Origin of the sequence: Paenibacillus oryzisoli, assembly GCF_050467285.1 — a bacterium.
Classification (GTDB): Bacteria; Bacillota; Bacilli; order Paenibacillales; family NBRC-103111; genus Paenibacillus_E; species Paenibacillus_E oryzisoli_A.
Genome location: NZ_JBCMUN010000001.1, coordinates 380,301 through 400,119 on the forward strand (window position 1 = coordinate 380,301; position 19,819 = coordinate 400,119).

General features: G+C 42.3%; 13 protein-coding genes. 12 read left to right on the forward strand and 1 reads right to left on the reverse strand.

Features of this window, described 5'->3' with window-relative positions:
• The first annotated feature begins 61 nt into the window (after positions 1-61).
• From ABE504_RS01450 to ABE504_RS01460, 3 genes are read left to right on the forward strand one after another with little or no spacing between them, the layout of a single operon-like run.
• Positions 62-1,639, forward strand: coding sequence for an SWIM zinc finger family protein (locus ABE504_RS01450; protein ID WP_430083462.1), 1,578 nt, complete (start codon positions 62-64; stop codon positions 1,637-1,639).
• Positions 1,636-4,701, forward strand: a complete 3,066-nt coding sequence (locus ABE504_RS01455; RefSeq protein WP_430083465.1) for a DEAD/DEAH box helicase — start codon at positions 1,636-1,638, stop codon at positions 4,699-4,701. Before ABE504_RS01450 ends, ABE504_RS01455 begins: the two co-directional genes overlap by 4 nt.
• Before the next feature lie 15 nt (positions 4,702-4,716).
• Positions 4,717-4,935: a hypothetical protein gene (locus ABE504_RS01460; RefSeq protein ID WP_430083468.1), complete on the forward strand. Its 219-nt coding sequence runs from the start codon at positions 4,717-4,719 to the stop codon at positions 4,933-4,935.
• Between the two features lie 159 nt (positions 4,936-5,094).
• Here ABE504_RS01460 and ABE504_RS01465 read toward each other — a convergent pair whose 3' ends face one another.
• Positions 5,095-7,608: an O-antigen ligase family protein gene (locus ABE504_RS01465; protein WP_430083471.1), complete on the reverse strand. Its 2,514-nt coding sequence runs from the start codon at positions 7,606-7,608 to the stop codon at positions 5,095-5,097.
• Between the two features lie 206 nt (positions 7,609-7,814).
• On the opposite strand from ABE504_RS01465, the gene ABE504_RS01470 reads away from it, so the two are divergent.
• Genes ABE504_RS01470 through rfbH form a run of 9 tightly spaced genes read left to right on the forward strand, consistent with a single transcriptional unit; the run spans position 7,815 to position 19,819 of the window.
• Positions 7,815-8,615 carry an ABC transporter permease gene (locus ABE504_RS01470; protein ID WP_430083473.1) on the forward strand — a complete coding sequence of 267 codons (801 nt, stop codon included), beginning with the start codon at positions 7,815-7,817 and terminating at the stop codon, positions 8,613-8,615.
• Between the two features lie 20 nt (positions 8,616-8,635).
• Complete coding sequence (locus ABE504_RS01475) at positions 8,636-9,982, forward strand: ABC transporter ATP-binding protein (RefSeq protein ID WP_430083476.1); 1,347 nt, start codon at positions 8,636-8,638, stop codon at positions 9,980-9,982.
• A gap of 17 nt (positions 9,983-9,999) precedes the next feature.
• The gene (locus ABE504_RS01480; RefSeq protein ID WP_430083479.1) at positions 10,000-11,622 is read left to right on the forward strand and encodes a sulfotransferase family protein; all 1,623 of its coding nucleotides are present in this window, start codon (positions 10,000-10,002) and stop codon (positions 11,620-11,622) included.
• Positions 11,610-12,566: a glycosyltransferase family 2 protein gene (locus ABE504_RS01485; protein ID WP_430083482.1), complete on the forward strand. Its 957-nt coding sequence runs from the start codon at positions 11,610-11,612 to the stop codon at positions 12,564-12,566. The genes ABE504_RS01480 and ABE504_RS01485 overlap by 13 nt, the downstream gene beginning before the upstream one ends.
• On the forward strand, positions 12,563-14,362 hold the full coding sequence (locus tag ABE504_RS01490) for a glycosyltransferase (RefSeq protein WP_430083484.1): 1,800 nt from the start codon (positions 12,563-12,565) through the stop codon (positions 14,360-14,362). Before ABE504_RS01485 ends, ABE504_RS01490 begins: the two co-directional genes overlap by 4 nt.
• Positions 14,362-15,603: a hypothetical protein gene (locus tag ABE504_RS01495; protein WP_430083487.1), complete on the forward strand. Its 1,242-nt coding sequence runs from the start codon at positions 14,362-14,364 to the stop codon at positions 15,601-15,603. Before ABE504_RS01490 ends, ABE504_RS01495 begins: the two co-directional genes overlap by 1 nt.
• A gap of 21 nt (positions 15,604-15,624) precedes the next feature.
• Complete coding sequence (locus ABE504_RS01500; RefSeq protein ID WP_430083489.1) at positions 15,625-17,898, forward strand: hypothetical protein; 2,274 nt, start codon at positions 15,625-15,627, stop codon at positions 17,896-17,898.
• On the forward strand, positions 17,895-18,290 hold the full coding sequence (locus tag ABE504_RS01505) for a GtrA family protein (protein ID WP_430083492.1): 396 nt from the start codon (positions 17,895-17,897) through the stop codon (positions 18,288-18,290). The genes ABE504_RS01500 and ABE504_RS01505 overlap by 4 nt, the downstream gene beginning before the upstream one ends.
• Positions 18,287-19,819 carry a lipopolysaccharide biosynthesis protein RfbH gene (gene rfbH / locus ABE504_RS01510; RefSeq protein ID WP_430083494.1) on the forward strand — a complete coding sequence of 511 codons (1,533 nt, stop codon included), beginning with the start codon at positions 18,287-18,289 and terminating at the stop codon, positions 19,817-19,819. The genes ABE504_RS01505 and rfbH overlap by 4 nt, the downstream gene beginning before the upstream one ends.

Sequence of the window (19,819 nt, forward strand, 5' to 3'; positions counted from 1 at the left end):
ATCCTGTGTTTTTCTAGTATAATAAGAGAAAGAATTTGTCGAAAGTCAGAGGAACTTGTGTATGCATGATGTGGAGATCGATTGGCTGCTTTGGAATCGGCGTTTTCGCAGTTATTTTGACAGTACGATTTCGTCGCGAGGTTGGAAGTATTATAAAGAAGGCAGGGTTAGGGACCTCTCGACGGAAGGGGCATCCCTTGTAAAAGCAATGGTGGCCGGGTCTAGCAGTTGGTACCGGGTCACCTTGGATATGCAGAGCTTTCAGCGCAGTACATGCAGTTGTCCGTATGGTCTGGACTGCAAGCACATGGCAGCGGTGCTCTTTGAGTTGGCCGAGCAGTCCGGGGTGGAGCCTGGGGCGCTTCGCGATGGAACCATTGGTGCAGCGAAAGAGGAAAAGCGTCGATCCGCAGCTGCAGGAGCTGTGATTACCCGTCCGCAGCCATCGGATCCGAGTGAGACGTGGCAGGCTTATTTTGACCAGCAATACGGACGGACGAGGATCCTCAGCATGTTCAGCGTGATCGAAGTTTGTGAACGCGCGTGGCGTGAGCTGCATGCCGAAGCGGATAGCTGGCCGCCTGTCATTCGGGGGCTTTACGATAGTCAGGTGGCTTTGTATATCGTACAGTTGTGCGGCAAACTGGCCGGTGATCGGGTGAACACGTACGATTACGATTATAATGCAGGTTACTACGTGCACCGGGTATTAAGTCATGCTCAAAACCAATTGGAGGCTGCGCTGCATAGTCTTGATGTGGAGCAAGCGCAAGCTTCGTATGCCGGACATTTGAAGACGCTGGCGGCAATGGCCGCTGATTTGTGCGAGAACGGGCCCGAACGATATTGGAAAAGCCGATTTGCTTGCTATAAGCTGGTATGGTCGCGTTTTTTCAAAGTGACAACGTTGGCGGATTTGGAGAGAGAGCGGCTTCGGGCGGCAGCTACCGCAGCTTCCGAGTCGAGCGCAGCGCAGGCATGGGCGGTACTGGGCCTTGCGCATTTGGACATGCTGGCCGGGGAAGATGAGAATGTATGGGAGCGGATTGAAACTTCGGGGGTTGCCGTCCAGCCGGAGGATTGGTTTGAAGATTTGAGTGCTTTCGCTGATAGGGGGGATTGGGACCGTCTTGTGAAATGGCTGAGATGGCTGCTTCCGGACATAAGGGAGACAGGCGGGACTTATCTCGACCAATATTTGGATTTGTGGGAGGAAGCTGCTCATCATCGGCAGTTAGACCAAGAAATAAATGACATCTATGTGAAAATGCTGCCTGCCAGCTATTCGCATTATGCGGCGTATTTGCTCGATAAACAGGATTATCTGCGATGGGCGGATTTGGCTCTGTTGCTTCGACTGCTGCCTGATCAGCTCGATGCCAAAGCCATGAAGCGGGTTGAACAGGCGGACGCGCGTGTGCTGCTTCCTATTTATCATCAAGCTGTCGAGACGTTGGTCCAAGGGAAGAATCGTACCGATTACAAGCAAGCGATCAAATATCTAAAGAAAATGCAAGCCGCGTATAGAGAGCTGAGAAAGAGCTCGCGTTTTCAAGGTTATCTGGAACAGCTGAACCATCGGTATGCCCGCTATCGCGCCTTCCAGGAAGAATTGCAGAAAGGAAAGTTGCTCCCATGATCCAAATAGCCTTTCATACACGTGTGATGCAGCTGTCCGACGGCAGTTTTGCGATTTACGGAGAAACGGAACAGGCGAACAGTGTGCCTGAAAGTATGTTGAGAAAAGGACTGTTTGCTTGGCATGAGCGGTCTTTTTACGGTACCCGATTGGAAGTCGGCACGGCGGATTATCATCCCGCAGTTATCTTGTCTCCGCTGATGGCTGTTGACTATCTGGCCGCTCCCGCTGTTCTTCTGCACAGTAAGATTACGTGGGACGAGCAGTCGCTGAAATTGCAAAAAGGGGCCGGACTGCTCCAGCAAGCCTTGGCGTCCGGGTGGTATGTGCCTTCCTATGAGCACTGGCTCGAAGGGAAAAATGGCTGGAAGCTGCGGCTGCCGGAAGACGAGCAGGGGATTTTCGCAAAGATAAGTGCAGGCGCTTTCCCGGAAAGCTTCTGGCAGGCGTGGTTCAGTGCTGCGCTGAGCGAGCTGCTCTCTTCAGAGGCAAGCAGCCTTGCTGAGCATTGGGCAAGCCTCCGGCGTACGTATGCGCTGCTTCGCGTAGACGATCCGGATTTTGAAAGGATTAAGCAAGAGTGCGCCTGGATGCAAGAGGAGGATTGGCTGCAGGCGATCGGTTTGAGCAGCCGGGATGCGCTTCCTTATCAAATAAGCGTGCAATTGGTTGAACCTTATGCGGAAACCTATCTTGATGGCACAACCCTGGAGCGCGATAACGCAGCGGATTGGCGGCTGCGCTATATCGTGCAGGATCGGACAGATGCGGGCCGCATCGTCGAATTCACCGCCGGTGGTAAGCTGCTTACGGGCCAGCTTCCCCCTGCATGGCAGGAAGACATCTATGATAGGCTGCATGCGCAGACGCAGCGGATTGTGCGGATGATTCCCGAGCTGGAGAGCGGATTTCAACCAGGGAAACTGCTCGAGGAGCTTTCGGACGAAGGAGCGTGGCTGTTCTTATCGGAATGGAGCCTGCGGCTTGTGACGGCCGGGGTTTCGGTGTATTTGCCGCACTGGTGGGAGGACGTCAAGCGTACGATTAGGCCTCAGCTCAAAGCGAAGCTAAGAAATTCCGTCGGACAGTCGCGCAAAACGATGTTCGGACTCGATCAGTTGATGCAGTTCGACTGGCGAATTGCAATCGGAGGTGCAGAGCTGTCTGAAGAGGAATTCCAGCAACTGACCGAGCAGAAGAAGCGCCTGATTTATCTCCGCGGCAGATGGGTGCAGCTGGACCCGGCGATGCTGGAGGAGATTCGGGTCGCCATGCAGCAGATCGAGAAGAAGAAAGGGCTGTCGTTCCGGGATGTGCTAGAGCTTCATCTGAGCAGGACGGAGGAGGATGACGCGGCTGCAGAAGTCAAGGGAGTGCGCGACGACGCGGTGCAGGTGCAGGTTGAACTGAATCAGCATTTGCGCGGCCTGATGAAGCAGCTTCAGCATAAAAAAACGATTCCGCTTCAATCCGAGATCCCGGATTTGCACGCCGAGCTTCGGCCCTATCAGGCTGAGGGGGCATCTTGGCTGCTCTTTTTGCGCGAGCTTGGGCTAGGCGGCTGCCTGGCGGACGATATGGGGCTTGGCAAAACGATTCAGTTCATCGCCTATTTGCTTCAGGTTAAGGGGGGACGCGGTGAGAGGAAGGGGTTGGCTCGCGCTGGAAAGCGCAAGAGGGAAGAAGGCGAGCTGGTCTCTGGTCCTGCGCTGCTCATCTGTCCGACATCCGTACTCGGCAACTGGCAAAAGGAGCTCGAGCGCTTTGCGCCGTCACTGCACGTTCATCTGCACTATGGACCTCAGCGTGCCAAAGGTGAGGCGTTTCCCGTCTCCTTGGCAGGCGTGGACGTGGTCTTGACCACGTATACCATCGCACAGCTGGATGAAGAGGAGCTGGCGGGCGTTTCGTGGCAAGCGCTGTGTCTGGACGAGGCGCAAAATATTAAGAACGCCTACACGAAGCAAGCGCAAGCGATTCGCAGGCTGACCGCGGATCAGCGCATCGCCTTGACCGGCACACCGATTGAGAATCGGTTGACGGAGTTGTGGTCGATTTTCGACTTCATCAACCCGGGGTATTTCGGTTCGCTGCGCCGCTTCACACAAGCGTATGTGGGGCCGATCGAAAGGGGAGGCGAGGGGGCAGCCGAGTTGTCTGCACGGGTGCAGAGACTGATTCGCCCTTTCCTGCTGCGGCGGGTGAAGAAAGATCCGGCGATTCAACTCGATCTGCCTGATAAATATGAGGGCAAAGCGTTTGTCAAGTTGACAGCCGAGCAAGCAGCCTTATACGAGCAAGTAACGCAATCGATGATGGAAAAAATCGAGGGACTGACCGGTTTCGAGAAAAAGGGGCTCATTCTCGCCACGCTGACCAAGCTTAAGCAAGTGTGCGATCACCCTGCTTTGCTGCTGAAAGAGACGACCTTGGAGGCCGCCGAAGGCGTGCGCAAGGTCGGAAGGGGCAGAGCCGCCGCCGGCGACGCAGCGGCCTGGATGCGGCGCTCGGCCAAGCTCGAGCGCCTAGCGGAGATGGTCGACGAACTCCGAAGCGAAGGAGGCAGCTGCCTCCTCTTCACCCAGTTCGTCGAGATGGGCCGCCTGCTCCAAGCTTCGCTTGCGCAGCGGCTCGGTGAGCCCGTGCAGTTCTTGCACGGGGGCCTGGGCAAAGCGGAGCGCGACGCGTTAGTCGCGCGCTTCCAGGATGAAGCGCTCCCTGCGGAGGAGCGCTGCCATGTTTTCGTCCTCTCGCTGAAAGCGGGAGGGACGGGGTTAAACCTGACAGCGGCGAACCACGTGTTCCACTTCGACCGCTGGTGGAATCCGGCCGTGGAGAATCAGGCCACGGACCGGGCTTTCCGCATCGGGCAGACGCGCGATGTGCAGGTGCACAAATTCGTGACGCTCGGCACACTGGAGGAGCGGATTGACGAGATGATCGAGCGCAAGCAAGGCCTGAGCGATCAGATTGTCGGCAGCGGCGAGAACTGGATTACCGAGCTGTCGACGGGTGAGCTGCGCGAGCTTTTTGCCTTGCGTCGGGAATGGATTGAGGGATAGAGGGGGGCGTTGGACATGGCGAGAATCAAACAGACCGGAGCGGTGGCAAGCGATGCTGCGAAGCCAAAGAGAGGCAGGCCGCCTAAGGCTGAAACGCCTGTTGGGTGGCAAACAGGTGAGAAGAAGCCGACATCGCCTCGACCTTCGGAGAAGCCGCTGTCCGGTACGGAGAGCCTGCCTAGCGAATGGCAGCAGTTTTATTTGGCTGTATCGCGGGAGATGCGCGGTGAATGACGGTGAGCCATCTGAAGCTGATGCTGCAGGGGCTGGATCGACTGCGGGGGCAGGTGTAGTGGGACTTCTTTGCGATAAATAGCGGAGACTGTGATGATGAAAAAACCATGCTAACCCATTTGGGCTCGCATGGTTTTTTGAACTTCTAATGGTGCCGCTTTAGAACTTCGTTGCAAGAATGGCATCGATGTTTTGCTTTTCCGCCGGATCCTTGGCTACCAGCTTATCAAGCAGCGCTTGATCCTTGCCGCCTTGTTTCTGCACAGCAGCTAGATACCATCTGGCCAACGTACGGTTCGTTTGGTCGTCCATGTTGTCCGTAATGTGCGGTTGCAGTTCTGTCGCCGCGGCAGCGTAGTCGCCCTTCATGAACTTGATTTGGCCAACATACAGCGCCATGCTAGGCGTTACCGCGAACTCGCGGCCTTGGCCTTGCTCTTTCGGCAGATTTTTCAGCGAGTCAATGCGAGTGAGCACTTCTTGATACGTCGCTAACGCATTATCTAAGCGTGTGTTGTACTCCTGCGTATTGCCTTTTTCCTTGGCTTGATTCGCCAGGTCGATATTCAGACCGATGCTTTTCTCATACATATCTGTGTACCATGGGTAGTTCGGGATTTGTGCATTCGCCCAGTCCAGCGCTTTTTGCTTATCTCCTTTCAGGAGAAGCATGTTGAGCTGCTGCAGCGCAGCAAATCGGTTGTGCGGCTCTTTCTTAATGAGCTCGTCCAGCAGCGTCTGCGCTTGCGTCATGAACGGTTCTTGTTTCGTTGGATCTTCTTTTTGCATCTGATTCGCTACCTGGAGGAGAATGCCAATTCGGCTAACCTGTCCCGTTAACAAATAGTCCGGATGCCCAGGATGCAGGGAGAGCGCCTTGTCTAAGGGAGCGACGATTTGATTGTAATCCTGGCTTTTTTTGATGACGTCGAGCGTTTCTTTATAGTCGCCGTTCGCAGAAAGCACTCTGGCCGAGATAAAAAACATCACCAGACCAAGCAGCGCAATCGCAAGCGGGAATGACTTGTGGATCGCGAACGAATTCGACTTGATTTTTAACTCAGACGATGAACTGTTGCTCAGCATGCCGCCCAGCGCGAGGAACAAGATCGCTCCCATATACACATAGCTGAGGTCAAAGTCAATCATACTGTGCGCCAGCAGAGCTACCGTTACGATGAAAAAGAGGAAGTGCAGATCGCGCTTCTCCGCCGAGCTTCGGATGTAACTTCGAATGTAGAACACAAACACCGCAATGACAAAACCGACAAAAGCTAGGAAGCCCAGCGCACCGGCCTCAACCAAATATTGCAGCGCAAAGTTATGCGCTTGACGGGACGTATACGGGTTGTTCTGGTACTTCTCGTACAGCGCGGCCCAAGCTCCGCCACCGGCTCCGAGAACCGGGTAGTCCTTCCACAGCTTCACAGCGTCTTTGTAAAAGGTTCCGCGTTCCAGAACGGAGTGCTGTTGGAAGTTAATATTTTCGACACGCGTTCTGACGTTGTCTGGAAGAATGTTTTTGAAGCCTGTGTCGCTGAGGATCAGAATTGCGCCAATTACACCAATGACAATCGCAGCGATCGGTAGAATGAACGTTGCATATTTCTTCGAGTCGAAACGGGCTGTGATTCGTTCAATCCACGGTGCTGCAAATCGCTGAATCACGATGGCTAGGCCAGCATAGATCAGAGAGGCTAGCAGCAAAATCCACCAACCGTGCCAGGATTCTGCACCGCTCGGCTGGGTTTGCAGGCCGATGCCGATGTCCGTCACCTTTTGCAGGATGACCAGCGAAGCGATAAAAGCCAGTCCGAATTGGATGAGTGATACGATTTGCCGACTGATTTTAAAGAAGAACAACATCACCAGGAAGACTGCCGGAATCACCACAATCGCGCCGCGGGAGAGCGTCAACCAGAACGAGATGAGCGTTGGCACCATCAGGAACGCATTGAGCGCTACGATGTACCATTTGCTCGACTTGACGATATAGAACAGGGATGACAGCGACAACGTGATGAGAAACGCCGCATACGTATTCGCATATTGGAACACCGACGTCAACCGTAGACCGTTCGAGTCTGTCATAATCGCATCGCGATACAAGTTCGGGTTCGTTGAATCCATTAACGCAAACCAACCGACTAGATGTCCGGCGAAGTTGCCATTCCCTAACCAGTACAAAAGTCCGAATGCTACAATGAAGTACCCAGTTACCAAGAAAAGTGTCGAAAGAATTGTCGTTCCAAGCTTGTTTTTTGTCAGAAATACACCTAGAATGAAGAAAGATGCATACAGCATTTGTATGTAAACCATATTTGTTGCCAGATAGTGCGAGGCTGCATTCGACAAAGAAATGACATACGTTAAAGGCATCATAAAGACCAGGATCGTCAGAATATCTTTCTTCTCTCGCAGCTTAAACACAAAAAACGCTAGAATCGCGATGAGCACCAAAATGATCGATGACCACAGCGAAGCCGAGTAAATCGACCGCTCGAAGTCATAGGTACCGCCATTAAACAACGCTCGCTGAAACGGCGCCCAGAACATAAACAAGCCCGTGAACATGATCAGCAGCCAAAACATAACAGAGCTCGTCTCTGTCTTTGTCGCGGTTCCCTTCGCTTTGGCACGCGACGCCGCGTAGGCATTTTTACTTGCACTCATTGCAGATTGTCTCCTTCTTTCGCTAAGGTTCGACTTTATTTTAGCATAGATGGGAGTGGGTGGGAAATAAGATATTAACCCAATATGAATAATTTGAGGAGAGAACTGTGAAAGACACCTAGGTAGAAAATTGTTTTTAAGTGAAATTTTAGTGAAGTTATAATATAGGACATAAGGTATTACTTTAATGAATAGGAGTTAATGTGATGTTTTTCTTGAAACCTTTTATTAATTTATGGACGCATAGATCATTAATAAAGCAGTTTACTGCTCGTGATATATCCTTAAGATACAAGGGCTCATTACTGGGGATTATTTGGTCATTTGTTACTCCTCTTTTAATGTTGATCATTTACACTTACGTTTATAGCGAAATTTTTAAGGCGAAATGGAATGTAACTAGCTCCTCAAAGCTAGATTTTGCTTTAATTATTTTCTGCGGTATAGCAACTTATAATTTTTTCGGAGAAACGTTAAGCAGAGCCCCTCAGATTATTATTCACCATTCCAACTATGTGAAAAAGGTTGTATTTCCACTTGAGATATTGCCAATAACAATTTTGCTAGCTTCATTTATTAATTTCCTGATTAGTTTTCTTATTCTGTTTATCGGACTTTTAATGTTCGCACAATTTCATATTGGTTCTTTCTTAGTCGTTGTCGTTTTGGTCCCGTATTTCCTACTAATAGCAGGGTTAAGTTGGTTTTTATCTGCACTTGGGGTCTATTTACGAGATATCGGTCAATTGATAGGGGTTATTATACAGGCTTTGATGCTGCTGAGCCCCATATTTTATCCGAAATCAGTAATTCCTCCTACATATCAATATATCTATACTCTAAATCCAATTAGTTTTGTAATTGAGGAAATGCGGAACATTACTATATTTGGATTCTCCCCTCAATGGGGAATACTAGCTTGCCAAACGGCTTTTGCCTTAGCTATTTTTGTTTTTGGATATTTATTTTTTGAACGTTCACGCAAGGGGTTTGCGGACGTTTTGTAGTTTGAAAAGGAGGTTTTGAGTTGTCTCGGACAGCTATTAGTATTAAAGGTGTTAGTAAAATTTTCAAAATATACGATAAGCCGCAGGATAGGCTGAAACAAATTATTACAAACAAATCCAAATACCACAGAGAATTCCAGGCTCTAAGAGATATTAATCTAGATATTGCTAAAGGTGAAACATTTGGAATTATTGGACAGAACGGTTCAGGTAAGAGTACGTTACTTCAAATTATTGCTGGAACATTGAATCCTACCGTAGGAGAGGTTCAGGTAAACGGTAAGGTGGCTGCACTTCTTGAATTGGGTAGTGGATTTAATCCTGAGTTTACTGGTAGAGAAAATATATTTATGAACGGTGCAATTCTTGGTTTAACCAAAAAAGAAATCGAAAATATATATGCTGAAATTGTAGAGTTTGCAAACATTGGTGACTTTATTGATCAGCCAGTGAAAACTTATTCAAGTGGAATGGCAGTCCGTCTAGCTTTTGCAGTACAAGCTCTAGTTCCAAAGGAGATACTAATTGTTGATGAAGCACTTGCTGTAGGAGATGAATTATTTCAAAGAAAATGCTTTGCAAAAATTGAAGAATTTAAACAAAATGGGGGTACAATTTTATTTGTATCGCATTCTGGTTCAACAATCATCGAACTCTGCGATCGTGCTGCTTTACTTGATTCAGGAGAACTGCTATTGGTCGATAACAGTAGCAAGATAGTCAACTTATATCAAAAACTGATTTATGCACCGAATGAGAAAAAAATAAAAATAAAAGAAGAAATAAAGTTACTCACTTCATTTGATGAGAATTTAGAATACCAAGATGAGGATTTATCTAAAATGAATCATCATGGTGAGTCCAAGAAAAAAGTCCACGGTGAAGCTACGTTCGATCCCAATCTTGTCCCCCCTGTAACAATGAAGTATGAAAGACGCGGCGCAGAAATATTTGGGGCAGAAATTACTAGTCTCAGTGGCGACAAAGTAAATTTATTGCTTCCTACAGAATCTTATATTTGGAAATATTCAGTTAGATTCACTGAGATGTGTTTCAATGTTCGGTTCGGAATGTTAATAAAAACGGGGTCGGGAATGGAGTTAGGCGGAGCCGCTACGGAACTTGTTGGAAATGGAATTCCTAAAGTTCATCCAGGCACTACGCTCCAAATAGAATTCACGTTCCAACCAAGGCTCAATGCAGGGACATATTTTGTAAATGGTGGAGTGTTGGGTGTCGTTGATGAAGGAGAAGTATACTTAGATCGGGGTATTGACCTAGGCGCATTTAGAATATTAAATTTTGAAGAATCTTTAATGACGTCTTTAGTTGATTTCAGTGTGTCCTCAGTCATTTCAAAATCTTAACTTAAGGGCGGATTCGCATGAACAAAGCAATATGTATTCTTGGCATGCACCGGAGTGGCACATCACTAATGGCAAATGTCATTCACTTAATGGATGTTTACTTAGGAGAAGAATCTGCATTACTTAATGCTAGGAGTGATAACCCCGAGGGCTTCTGGGAGTTGGCAGAAGTGGTGGATCTTCAAGAGCAGATTCTTTCAACGTTAAGGAGTGACTGGAATACTCCGTCTCCTTTGTCAGATCAATGGTGGTTATTACCTCAAATGACACCTTATAAAATACAACTTAGGAATATAATTGTAAAGCATTTTAATAATTCGAATTTATGGGCATGGAAGGACCCAAGAACTTGTTTGCTGCTTCCATTGTGGCAAGAAGTCCTGAGTGGGCTAGGGGTCGAAGTTAAGTATTTATTCATGTTTCGTAATCCTATTGATGTAGCAAAATCATTAGGAAGAAGAGATGCTTTTCCTGAATCACAGTCCTTTGGTCTATGGTTAAAGTATAATTTATTTGCTCTTCATTATTCGGCTCGAAAAGACCGATATTTTGTAGATTATGACACATTTATGTCTGGATGGGAAGGTATTATTCATGAACTTATTGCTTGGTTGGGTACGAATGGCAATGGTGACATGGAGGTGTTACAAAATAAATTATCATCTGTCATTAAGCCCTCGCTCCATAGAAATAGGACGAATATGAAGCAACAAAGACAAAGTCTACCTGTTCTAGTACTAGACTTATATGAATCCCTGCAAGCTGTTGCACAAAATCAGGTCTTGTCAAGAAGCGAAAAGTTTATTACTCAAATCCAAAAAGAAATAGATCAGTTTGTGCAGTTATCATCAATGCTAGCGAAAAAATCTTATCTTAGAATGCAGTTATATTGGATGGACGATAATCAACTCTATTCCGAGAAATTCTCCGATTATGTTACAGTCAAGGCTGACAATGAATATTTCGAGTATGAGATCAAGTTACCAACTTCAGTTAAAGGTGTATTGAGACTGGATCCATCGTGTCAACCTGCACGTTTTGAGGTGGAGTACATTAAAATATATCAAACATCAGAGAATGGAAAATGGCAATTAGTTTCGGAATGTAGCGGTGAAAATAGTTTTAAAGGAATAGTAAATCTTGAAAATATTCAGATTATCGATAGGGAGGGTAGATTAACATTTTTTTCATTAAATGATGATCCGCAGATATATTTGGATATTATTCCTGAAGTTTATTATGAATGTCAATTTAAAATTGCAGTGAAATTGAGATGTGAACCCATTTCTAACGGCATGATGGATTATTTGGATCAGAGCAAAATAAGTCTTGCAGAGGAGATAAGGGCTGAGATTACTAGCATGGCTAGTGAAATTGCTCGGATTTTTGAATCAAAATTAGAGGAGAAATCCGCTGTATACCTACAAGCACAATGCGAACAGTTCGATATCTTTTTCCAAGAATGCAATCGGATATATGCTCAATTAGAAGTGATTCAGAAGAAACAAGAGAAGCTTATAGACTCTGGGGCTCAAAACTATGACCATTTACATCATCAGTTTCAAGCACTTCAACAACAATTCGAGGAGAATCCATTGAAACATATTTATAAGGCAATGGGTGGAAAATGGAAAAAATAACAGTAGATATATTGCTTTCCACTTATAACGGCGAAGTGTATTTATTGGAACTTTTGGAGTCCCTCAGTTCTCAAACATTTTCTGATTGGCGACTAATTGTAAGAGATGATGGGTCCAATGATCATACATTGAGAATTCTTAAGCAGTTTGAAGAAACATCGGGTCATTCTGTAAGGATAATCGATTCCGCTATGAACATAGGACCATGTAGAAGTTTTCTTGAGTTGTTGAGCTATTCGGATGCGTCTTATGTCATGTTCTGTGATCAAGATGATGTGTGGCTTCCTAATAAAATTCAATGTTTACTAGGGATTGTAACGAAATGGGAAGAAAATCACTCCAAAGACGTTCCTGTGTTAGTTCATAGCGATCTCAGTGTAGTGGATAGTAGTCTTAGAATAATAAGTCCATCTTTCTGGAGATATCAAAAAATTAATTCTAAGAGAAATCAACTACATCAACTATTGGTTCAGAATAATGTAACTGGCTGTTCACTGTTAATGAATCGCAAGCTGGCTGATTTGACTCAGACGGCAGAAGAAGGAATCATTATGCATGATTGGTGGGTGGGGATTATTGCTTCTGCATTTGGTGTAATCCTTTATACTGACGATAAAACTGTAATGTACAGACAACATGATAATAATGATACTGGTGCTCATTTGTTTTTTTCTTTTCACTATGTATTACAGAATATGATTGGGCTTAATTTCATATTATCAGCTATTAGAACAATCGAGCAGGCAAATGTTTTTGTAAGGCTATATTCGATTCATTTAAAAAAACAACAATTGGAAGTGGTAGAGGATTACGCTTTACTATTGAAGCAAAATCTTTTAAAGCGAGTTTTAAGTTGTTTAAAACATAGGTTTTGCAAAGATAGCTTTATTCGAAACATAGGGTTCATAATTGCAATTTTGATAATGAGGGAGGAGAGGACGTGAGGAACAAGGCTCTAGACCATTTATCTATTGAGGATACACTTGCTGAGATGAAAGTAGAAATTCAGAGTCTTCATTCTCAATTGGAATTATTGGAAAATGAAGTATATGATTTGAAGAGACGCCCTTCAATTATTGAACGATTGTGGAATAGAATGGCTGATAATAACTTGCCGATTATCTCATATACAGATGATCTTAGATTTTCAATTGATTCATTTAAGATTAGTAATGGTAAGATCTATGGCTATGGTTGGGCATTTCATAAAAAAAGTGACATTAAAAAGATTCAATTACTGGAATACCGCAGAGGTTCAACTCAATTTTATCCTGTTCAGTATGGCAATCAACGAGTCGATGTTGCAACAGATCATCCAGAGTTTAAATCAGAATATTCAGGATTTCTAATTTCATGTCATATATCAAAAGGGAAAGCTAAACTATATTTAGAAATCTGGTTGAATGATGAAACAAAGCAGATAATACCTATTGAAACTGTAAAAGGAAGAGCACTGACAAGAACAAGTATTTATAAAAGAAAAACTATAAAACTTATTAAATACCTCCTGCAAGGTAGATTCAGTGAACTTATCACAAAGAGTCGGGAATCTATTCAGGCCGTCCATAATAGTAATGCTAATCCACTATTTAAGATGGCTCATTTTAATGAAGTCATAAAGGAAGTAAATGCTTTGCCATTTTTGCTTATCTTCGATCATAAGATGGGCGGAGGGGCAAATCTTTATCGGCAAAGATTGATTCAAGAAAAGAGGAAGAATATTCCTGTTATACACCTTTTTTATGATTTGCCCAGCCTAGAATATGGAATTACTTATTATTACAAAGATGATTCAACTACCTTTGCACTTGATTCAATTGAAACAATAGTATCTATCATTCAGTCTAAAACGGTAAATTTTTCAGAAATATTTGTGAACAATCTGGTATCTTTTGATTTGCCAATATTCCTTACAAAGTTTATTCTAAATTTGAAAGTGCTTTGCCAAGCCAAATTGACAGTTCCAATTCATGACTATTTTTGTATTTGTCCATCATTCACACTTCAAGACTACAAAGGTGATTTTTGTGGAATACCTGATTTAGATAAATGTCGTGACTGTTTGCCAAAAAATAAAGGGGAATTTCGGCATATTGTGAATTTTGAGAACATTGATTCTTGGAGGTATTCTTGGAATCTGTTGTTACAACACTCTGATCATATTATTTGTTTTTCCAGGTCCTCATACGATTACGTAATGAAAGCCTACCCGGATTTAAACTCCGATAGAATTCAAATTATTCCTCATACCGTGGATTATCTTCCAGAGGAAAAGCTTGAGATTTCCGCTAACCTGCCAGTTAATGTTGGGGTTCTGGGAAATATATCTGAAATCAAAGGCGCAAGTATCATTCGGAAGATGGTTGAGTTAGTTGAAAGCCAGCGGTTACCTGTTAAAATAACCGTGATTGGAAGAATGGGAAATATACCTAAATCTGATTGTTTGCATGTTACAGGTGAATATAAACATAGTGAATTGAAAGATCTTATCGAAAAGACAGGAGTAAATATTGGGTTTGTTCCCTCAATAGTGCCGGAGACGTTTTGCTATGTCGTGAATGAATTCATGCATTTTGAATTACCAGTTGTTTCATTTTCATTAGGTGCTCAAGCAGAACGCGTATCTAAATATTCAAAGGGGCTTATTATTTCAGAAATGACTCCATCGGTAATTTTGCAGAAAATAATTAAGTTTCATCAACAATTATATCTTGATTGTAGGGAAGAGGAGATCGTTTAATGATTCATTTTTTTACTAGTGCAGCTGTGAATTATTTACCAAAAGTAAGGTTGCTCTGCGATTCAATAAAAAAATACCATCCAGAGGTAACAGTTCACTTGGCTTTGCCTGATCGTAAACCAGAATGGCTGAATATAGAAAACGAACCTTTCGATAATATTATTACTGTCGAAGAGCTTGAAATAACAAATTTACGTCCATGGATGTTTGGTCACTCTTTAATTGAGCTTAGTACAGCTATCAAACCTTTTGTAGTTCGAAAACTGCTTGCTTTAGAAGAAAGTGAAGGCGTTCTATATTTTGACCCAGATATGGTTTTATTCTCAAGATTAGACGATTTGTTAGATATATTCGAAACGCATAGTATTGGATTAACTCCTCATCAAACAAAGCCTGAGAAAAGTTTAGAAGCAATAATGGATAACGAGATAAGCAGTCTGCGACATGGTGTATATAATCTAGGGTTTGTTGCGGTGAAAAATGATATTAACGGTAATTTGTTTGCCGAGTGGTGGTCGGAGAGGTTATATGAATTTTGTAGAGAAGGATTACACTTGGGTTTATGGACAGATCAAAAGTGGATCGATCTTGCTCCAGCATTTTTCGATGGTGTTAAGGTCCTTAAATCGTCTCGTTACAATGTAGCTGCATGGAATATTACTACAAGAAAAATGGAAGGCTCGTTAATGCAAGGGCTAACAGTGGATAAAGAGTCTTTAGGTTTTTATCATTTCAGTGGATGGGATAGTGGGGCGCATAAGGTAATGGCGTCCAAATATCAGGGGAATAATCGTTCTTTAATGGAACTCCTCGATTGGTATGAAACTGCTGAAACTCAAGATCCCACTGCCGCGGCAACTCCATGGGCTTTCGGATGCTTTGATAATGGTGAAAAAATTTCCAAACAACATCGTTTTCTTTACCGCTTACGTCCTGATCTACAAGCTGCTTACCCTGATCCCTATTTTATAGTTGATGGTCCTTGCTTTTACCGTTGGTTTGATGGACAAGCTAAACTTGAGCATCCTGAGTTATTTGAGACGCATGAGACATCATCCTCGTTAAATGATACTTTAGTTGTTCCTCCTGTGTACCGCACGGGACCGATTAATTGGAATATGTTTAAAAAGTATGTTAAATCGGCAATCAAAGATTATCGCTATGGCATCCAAATAACGAAGAAGGCTGTTCGTGTATTCCGAAAAGAAGGCTACAAGGGTTTGAGTGGTAGATTAAAATAACCATTGGTATGGAGCAGATTAATGAAACTGAATTGGAAAAACAGAATCAAGAGGCTAGTACCATATATTATTTTATGTGGGCTAATATTCACCGTATTGACGACGATAAATAAGTTCTATGCACCTTCTAAAATCGTCCTTGAAACGAATAGTTCAGTAGGAACAGAAGGGACCTTTGCTTGGGACAGTGGGAAAGGATTTAATGACCAGGAAACTATTTCATTTGTTCCATATACACCTGAAGATTTTGATGCTGGGATCACCCATACTATTCGTATACAACGGCTAGATGATGTGAATTCAAATAGCAAGGGTAGCGAAGTATTTATCTCCAACATTGAGTTTGATGGAAAAAAGCAAACTATCCAGGAATTCCTTTTTCCAAATATATCAAAGTTAAATGAAAATGGAATGCTTGCGATTGAGAAAAGCTCTACGTTGGAAATCAATAAAAAGTTTAAAACGTTTTCTATCAATCTGGAGAATCATCAATGGGCTGGTAAAGTTAAAATAACTGTTGATCAATCCTACTCTAGAACAATCGACCTATACTCAGGGAAAACTTTTGTAAAAAAGGTTGATATTTATCCGGGAGCCAAACAAGAACCAAAAAAAATTGAATTCAATGTTCCTCAAATTAAGATCTCTCAATTCAAACTAATGTTTTCGCAGGATACAGAAATATTGTCTCTTTCTTCACAAGTAGGCAACCAAACCCAAAAGATACAATTTGAAAATTCTTTAGGTAAACGGGAGTATAAGTTCTCAAAAACATTTGATACCCAAACATTTTCAATAACTTTAGTCTTGGTACAATTAGCGATCTCATTCATCATCACACACTTTGTTTATTTGGCAATCGATGGGTGGCGCCGTGATGGTAACCATGTTCGTAAAATCTTTACAAAAACATACTTGCCATTTTGGATATTTTGGATCATTAACATGGGGACATTTAGCATTTGGTTATTAGGGCAATGGCCTGGAATCATGTCGGTAGATAGTTATCATTTTACTTGGAGAGAGATTAAGACCTTACAATTTTCTGATGTTACACCATGGATATACAATGTATATGTTTTAATTCTAACGCAATTCTTTGATTCTCCTGCAGTTGTGTCTGTATTTCAGATAATTCTACTTACATCTATAAGTTCACTGGCATTCTTTTGGTTTTATGAGAAAGGGAGTAAAACAATAACATTAATTTGTTATATCTTGTTTATTACCTCGGTACCAGTAGGTTTATATAGCATTACAATGTGGAAGGACATACCTTTCAATATAATAATGCTTTTTTGGGGCTTATTTTTATTTTATTTATATATATGTAAGCACTATAAGAATAAAGTAGTAATTCTAAGGTTCAGTTACATTTTCTATTTAAGTTTAACAATATTTTTGTTATGCACAATCCGTCATAATGGTATTATTTTTATTGTCATTATCCCTGCTTTATTATCATTTTTTAAACTTATGAATCGAAAAAATATTGTTCAGCTAGTTACATCTCTTATTTTGATATTTGGTGTTTTTTATATCATTACACCATCTGTCACTAATACAAATCGTGAGGCAGTCAGTGATTTTTTCTCAAAAACTTACAGAGTAGGTCCCTTGGCTGCCCTTCATTTATCACCAAACTTTAATTCAATTGATAAAGAAAAAGATATGCGGCTCCTTAATAAATGGGTATCAAAAGAGGAACTTTCCTCTATATATCGTCCTACTTCTCAAGCTGATTCAGTGGGAGTGCTGGTTTCTAAATGGCAAGCTCTTCCTGAGCCGGAAAGAAGCGAACTGAATCGTTTATATTTTATAGGAAGCATTACGAATTTAAATGTTTTCTTAGCCGATCGGATTTCGATGTTATTTGGGACAATGGGTTTTGCTGATAATGTTTTTTTCACAACAAATGAATTGAAAGGCGCGGGAAGTGACCAGAGTACTTGGAGACCTATAGAAGCTTATCGGTTTAAATTATCTACCGTGAACGAACGATTGCAAACGTTTATAGAAAAGTTTATATATAATCGATTGTATGGTTTTACCGTGTTTAATACTTTACCAAGTATGCTACTATTAATTATGCTTATTGTACTGTATAAATACATCCCTGCAGCCTCTTTGTATGCATTTGTATTTATTATAAATATTCCATTCTTGTTTATTGTATTATCTACAGCAGAATGGAGATACTTATATTTCTTATTATTAGCTAGCTATTTTGCTCTACCAATCGCTGCGCTAGAGTGTAAATTAAGAAAAAAGAAAATAAAGGAATTATTTAATTGAGAGAACAAATAGTTAAATTTATTATTGTGGGCGTAATTAATACAGGTGTGGGCTTTTTGAGTTACATTTTATTACTGAAATTTACCACGCTACATTATTTATTTGCCTTAGTTCTTGCTCATATAATTGGTGTGCTTAACAGTTATTTATTAAATAGCAACTGGACATTTCAGGCGGGCTCTCATAATTTCAAAACAATTGTTAAATTTTGTGCTACTTATGCTATCACATTGTTGTTTAACTTGGCGTTGTTACCTATTTTTGTTCGATATATTAGTGGAAATAAAGTGTTTTCTCAATTACTTGTGATCATCATTACAACGGTTATTAGCTTTATTTCACAAAAATATTGGGCATTTCACAAAAAGAAAAAAAGGAGCAATATTGAATGAGTCGTCCTGGAGCAATCGTGGAGATGAAAATTACAACTTTAAAAGCTGTTGTAGTCGAAAGTATGAACAGTAAGTGCAAAGTTGTTATTGAAGCAGATTCGAATTCAAATCTGCAAAATGTCATAGAGGTAACCAGTAATTTTAAAATTGACATAGCTAAGGTAGATTATGTTTCAAGTTCAGAGATTAAAGAAATTGCTGATTTGCCTCAAGAGGTCTATGAAAAATTATCAAGAGCAATTATCCTTTCTAAGGTAGAAGATTTTTATTATTCATTTCATAAAAGTGACAAACAGTTTGATTCTGCATTTACACAGTTATCCTATGGTGGTCGTGTATATGATGAGAAAGAAATGCGCAGTCTTGTTGACTCATCTTTAGATTTTTGGTTGACTGCTGGAAGATATAATAAGCAATTTGAACAACAATATGCTAGTTATTTAGGAGTTCGATACTCTTTGCTTACGAATTCCGGCTCTTCAGCGAATTTACTGGCTTTCTCAGCACTAACTTCTCCTAAACTGGGAGATCGCCGTATCCAACAAGGAGACGAAGTCATTACTGTTGCCGCAGGATTCCCTACGACCGTAACTCCAATTATTCAGAATGGTGCAATTCCTGTTTTCCTTGATGTTGATTTAGGTACTTATAATATTATTGTTGATCGTGTGGAATCCGCAATAACACCAAAAACAAAAGCGATTATGATAGCACATACCATGGGAAATCCATTTGAATTAGATAAAATAATGGAAATCGCAAATAAATATAGTCTGTGGGTTGTAGAAGATAATTGTGACGCTTTAGGTTCAAAATTTGACGGGAAATTAACGGGAACTTATGGTCATATTGGTACATCTAGTTTTTATCCACCGCATCACATGACTATGGGAGAAGGTGGAGCGGTATATACCAATGATCCTCAATTAAAAATGATTATTGAATCATTTCGGGATTGGGGTAGAGATTGCTGGTGTCCTTCTGGATGTGATAATTCATGTAAGAAGCGATTCGGTTGGGAGCTAGGCACACTCCCTTATGGATATGATCATAAATATACTTATTCTCATATAGGCTACAATTTAAGAGTTACGGAGATGCAAGCAGCAATAGGTGTGGAACAACTTAAGAAAGTACCTTCGTTCGTAAAAGCAAGGAAAAATAATTTCAATCAATTGTTAGAAGGATTAAAAGACTTATCGGATTACTTCATCCTTCCTAGAGCTACTGAGAAATCAGATCCAAGTTGGTTCGGTTTTATTCTTACGTTGAGGGATGGTGTACCTTTTACTAAAAATGAAATAGTCCAATTCTTGGAATCCAACCGCATTCAAACTAGAATGTTGTTTGCAGGTAACCTTATTCGACAGCCTGCTTTTCAAAATGCTAACTACCGGATTCATGGCGACCTGACAAATACAGATAAAATATTGAAAGATACATTTCTTGTCGGCGTGTACCCGGGATTGACTTCGACGATGATTGATTATGTGATTACTAAAATTAGGGAATTCGTTCTTAAGAAATAA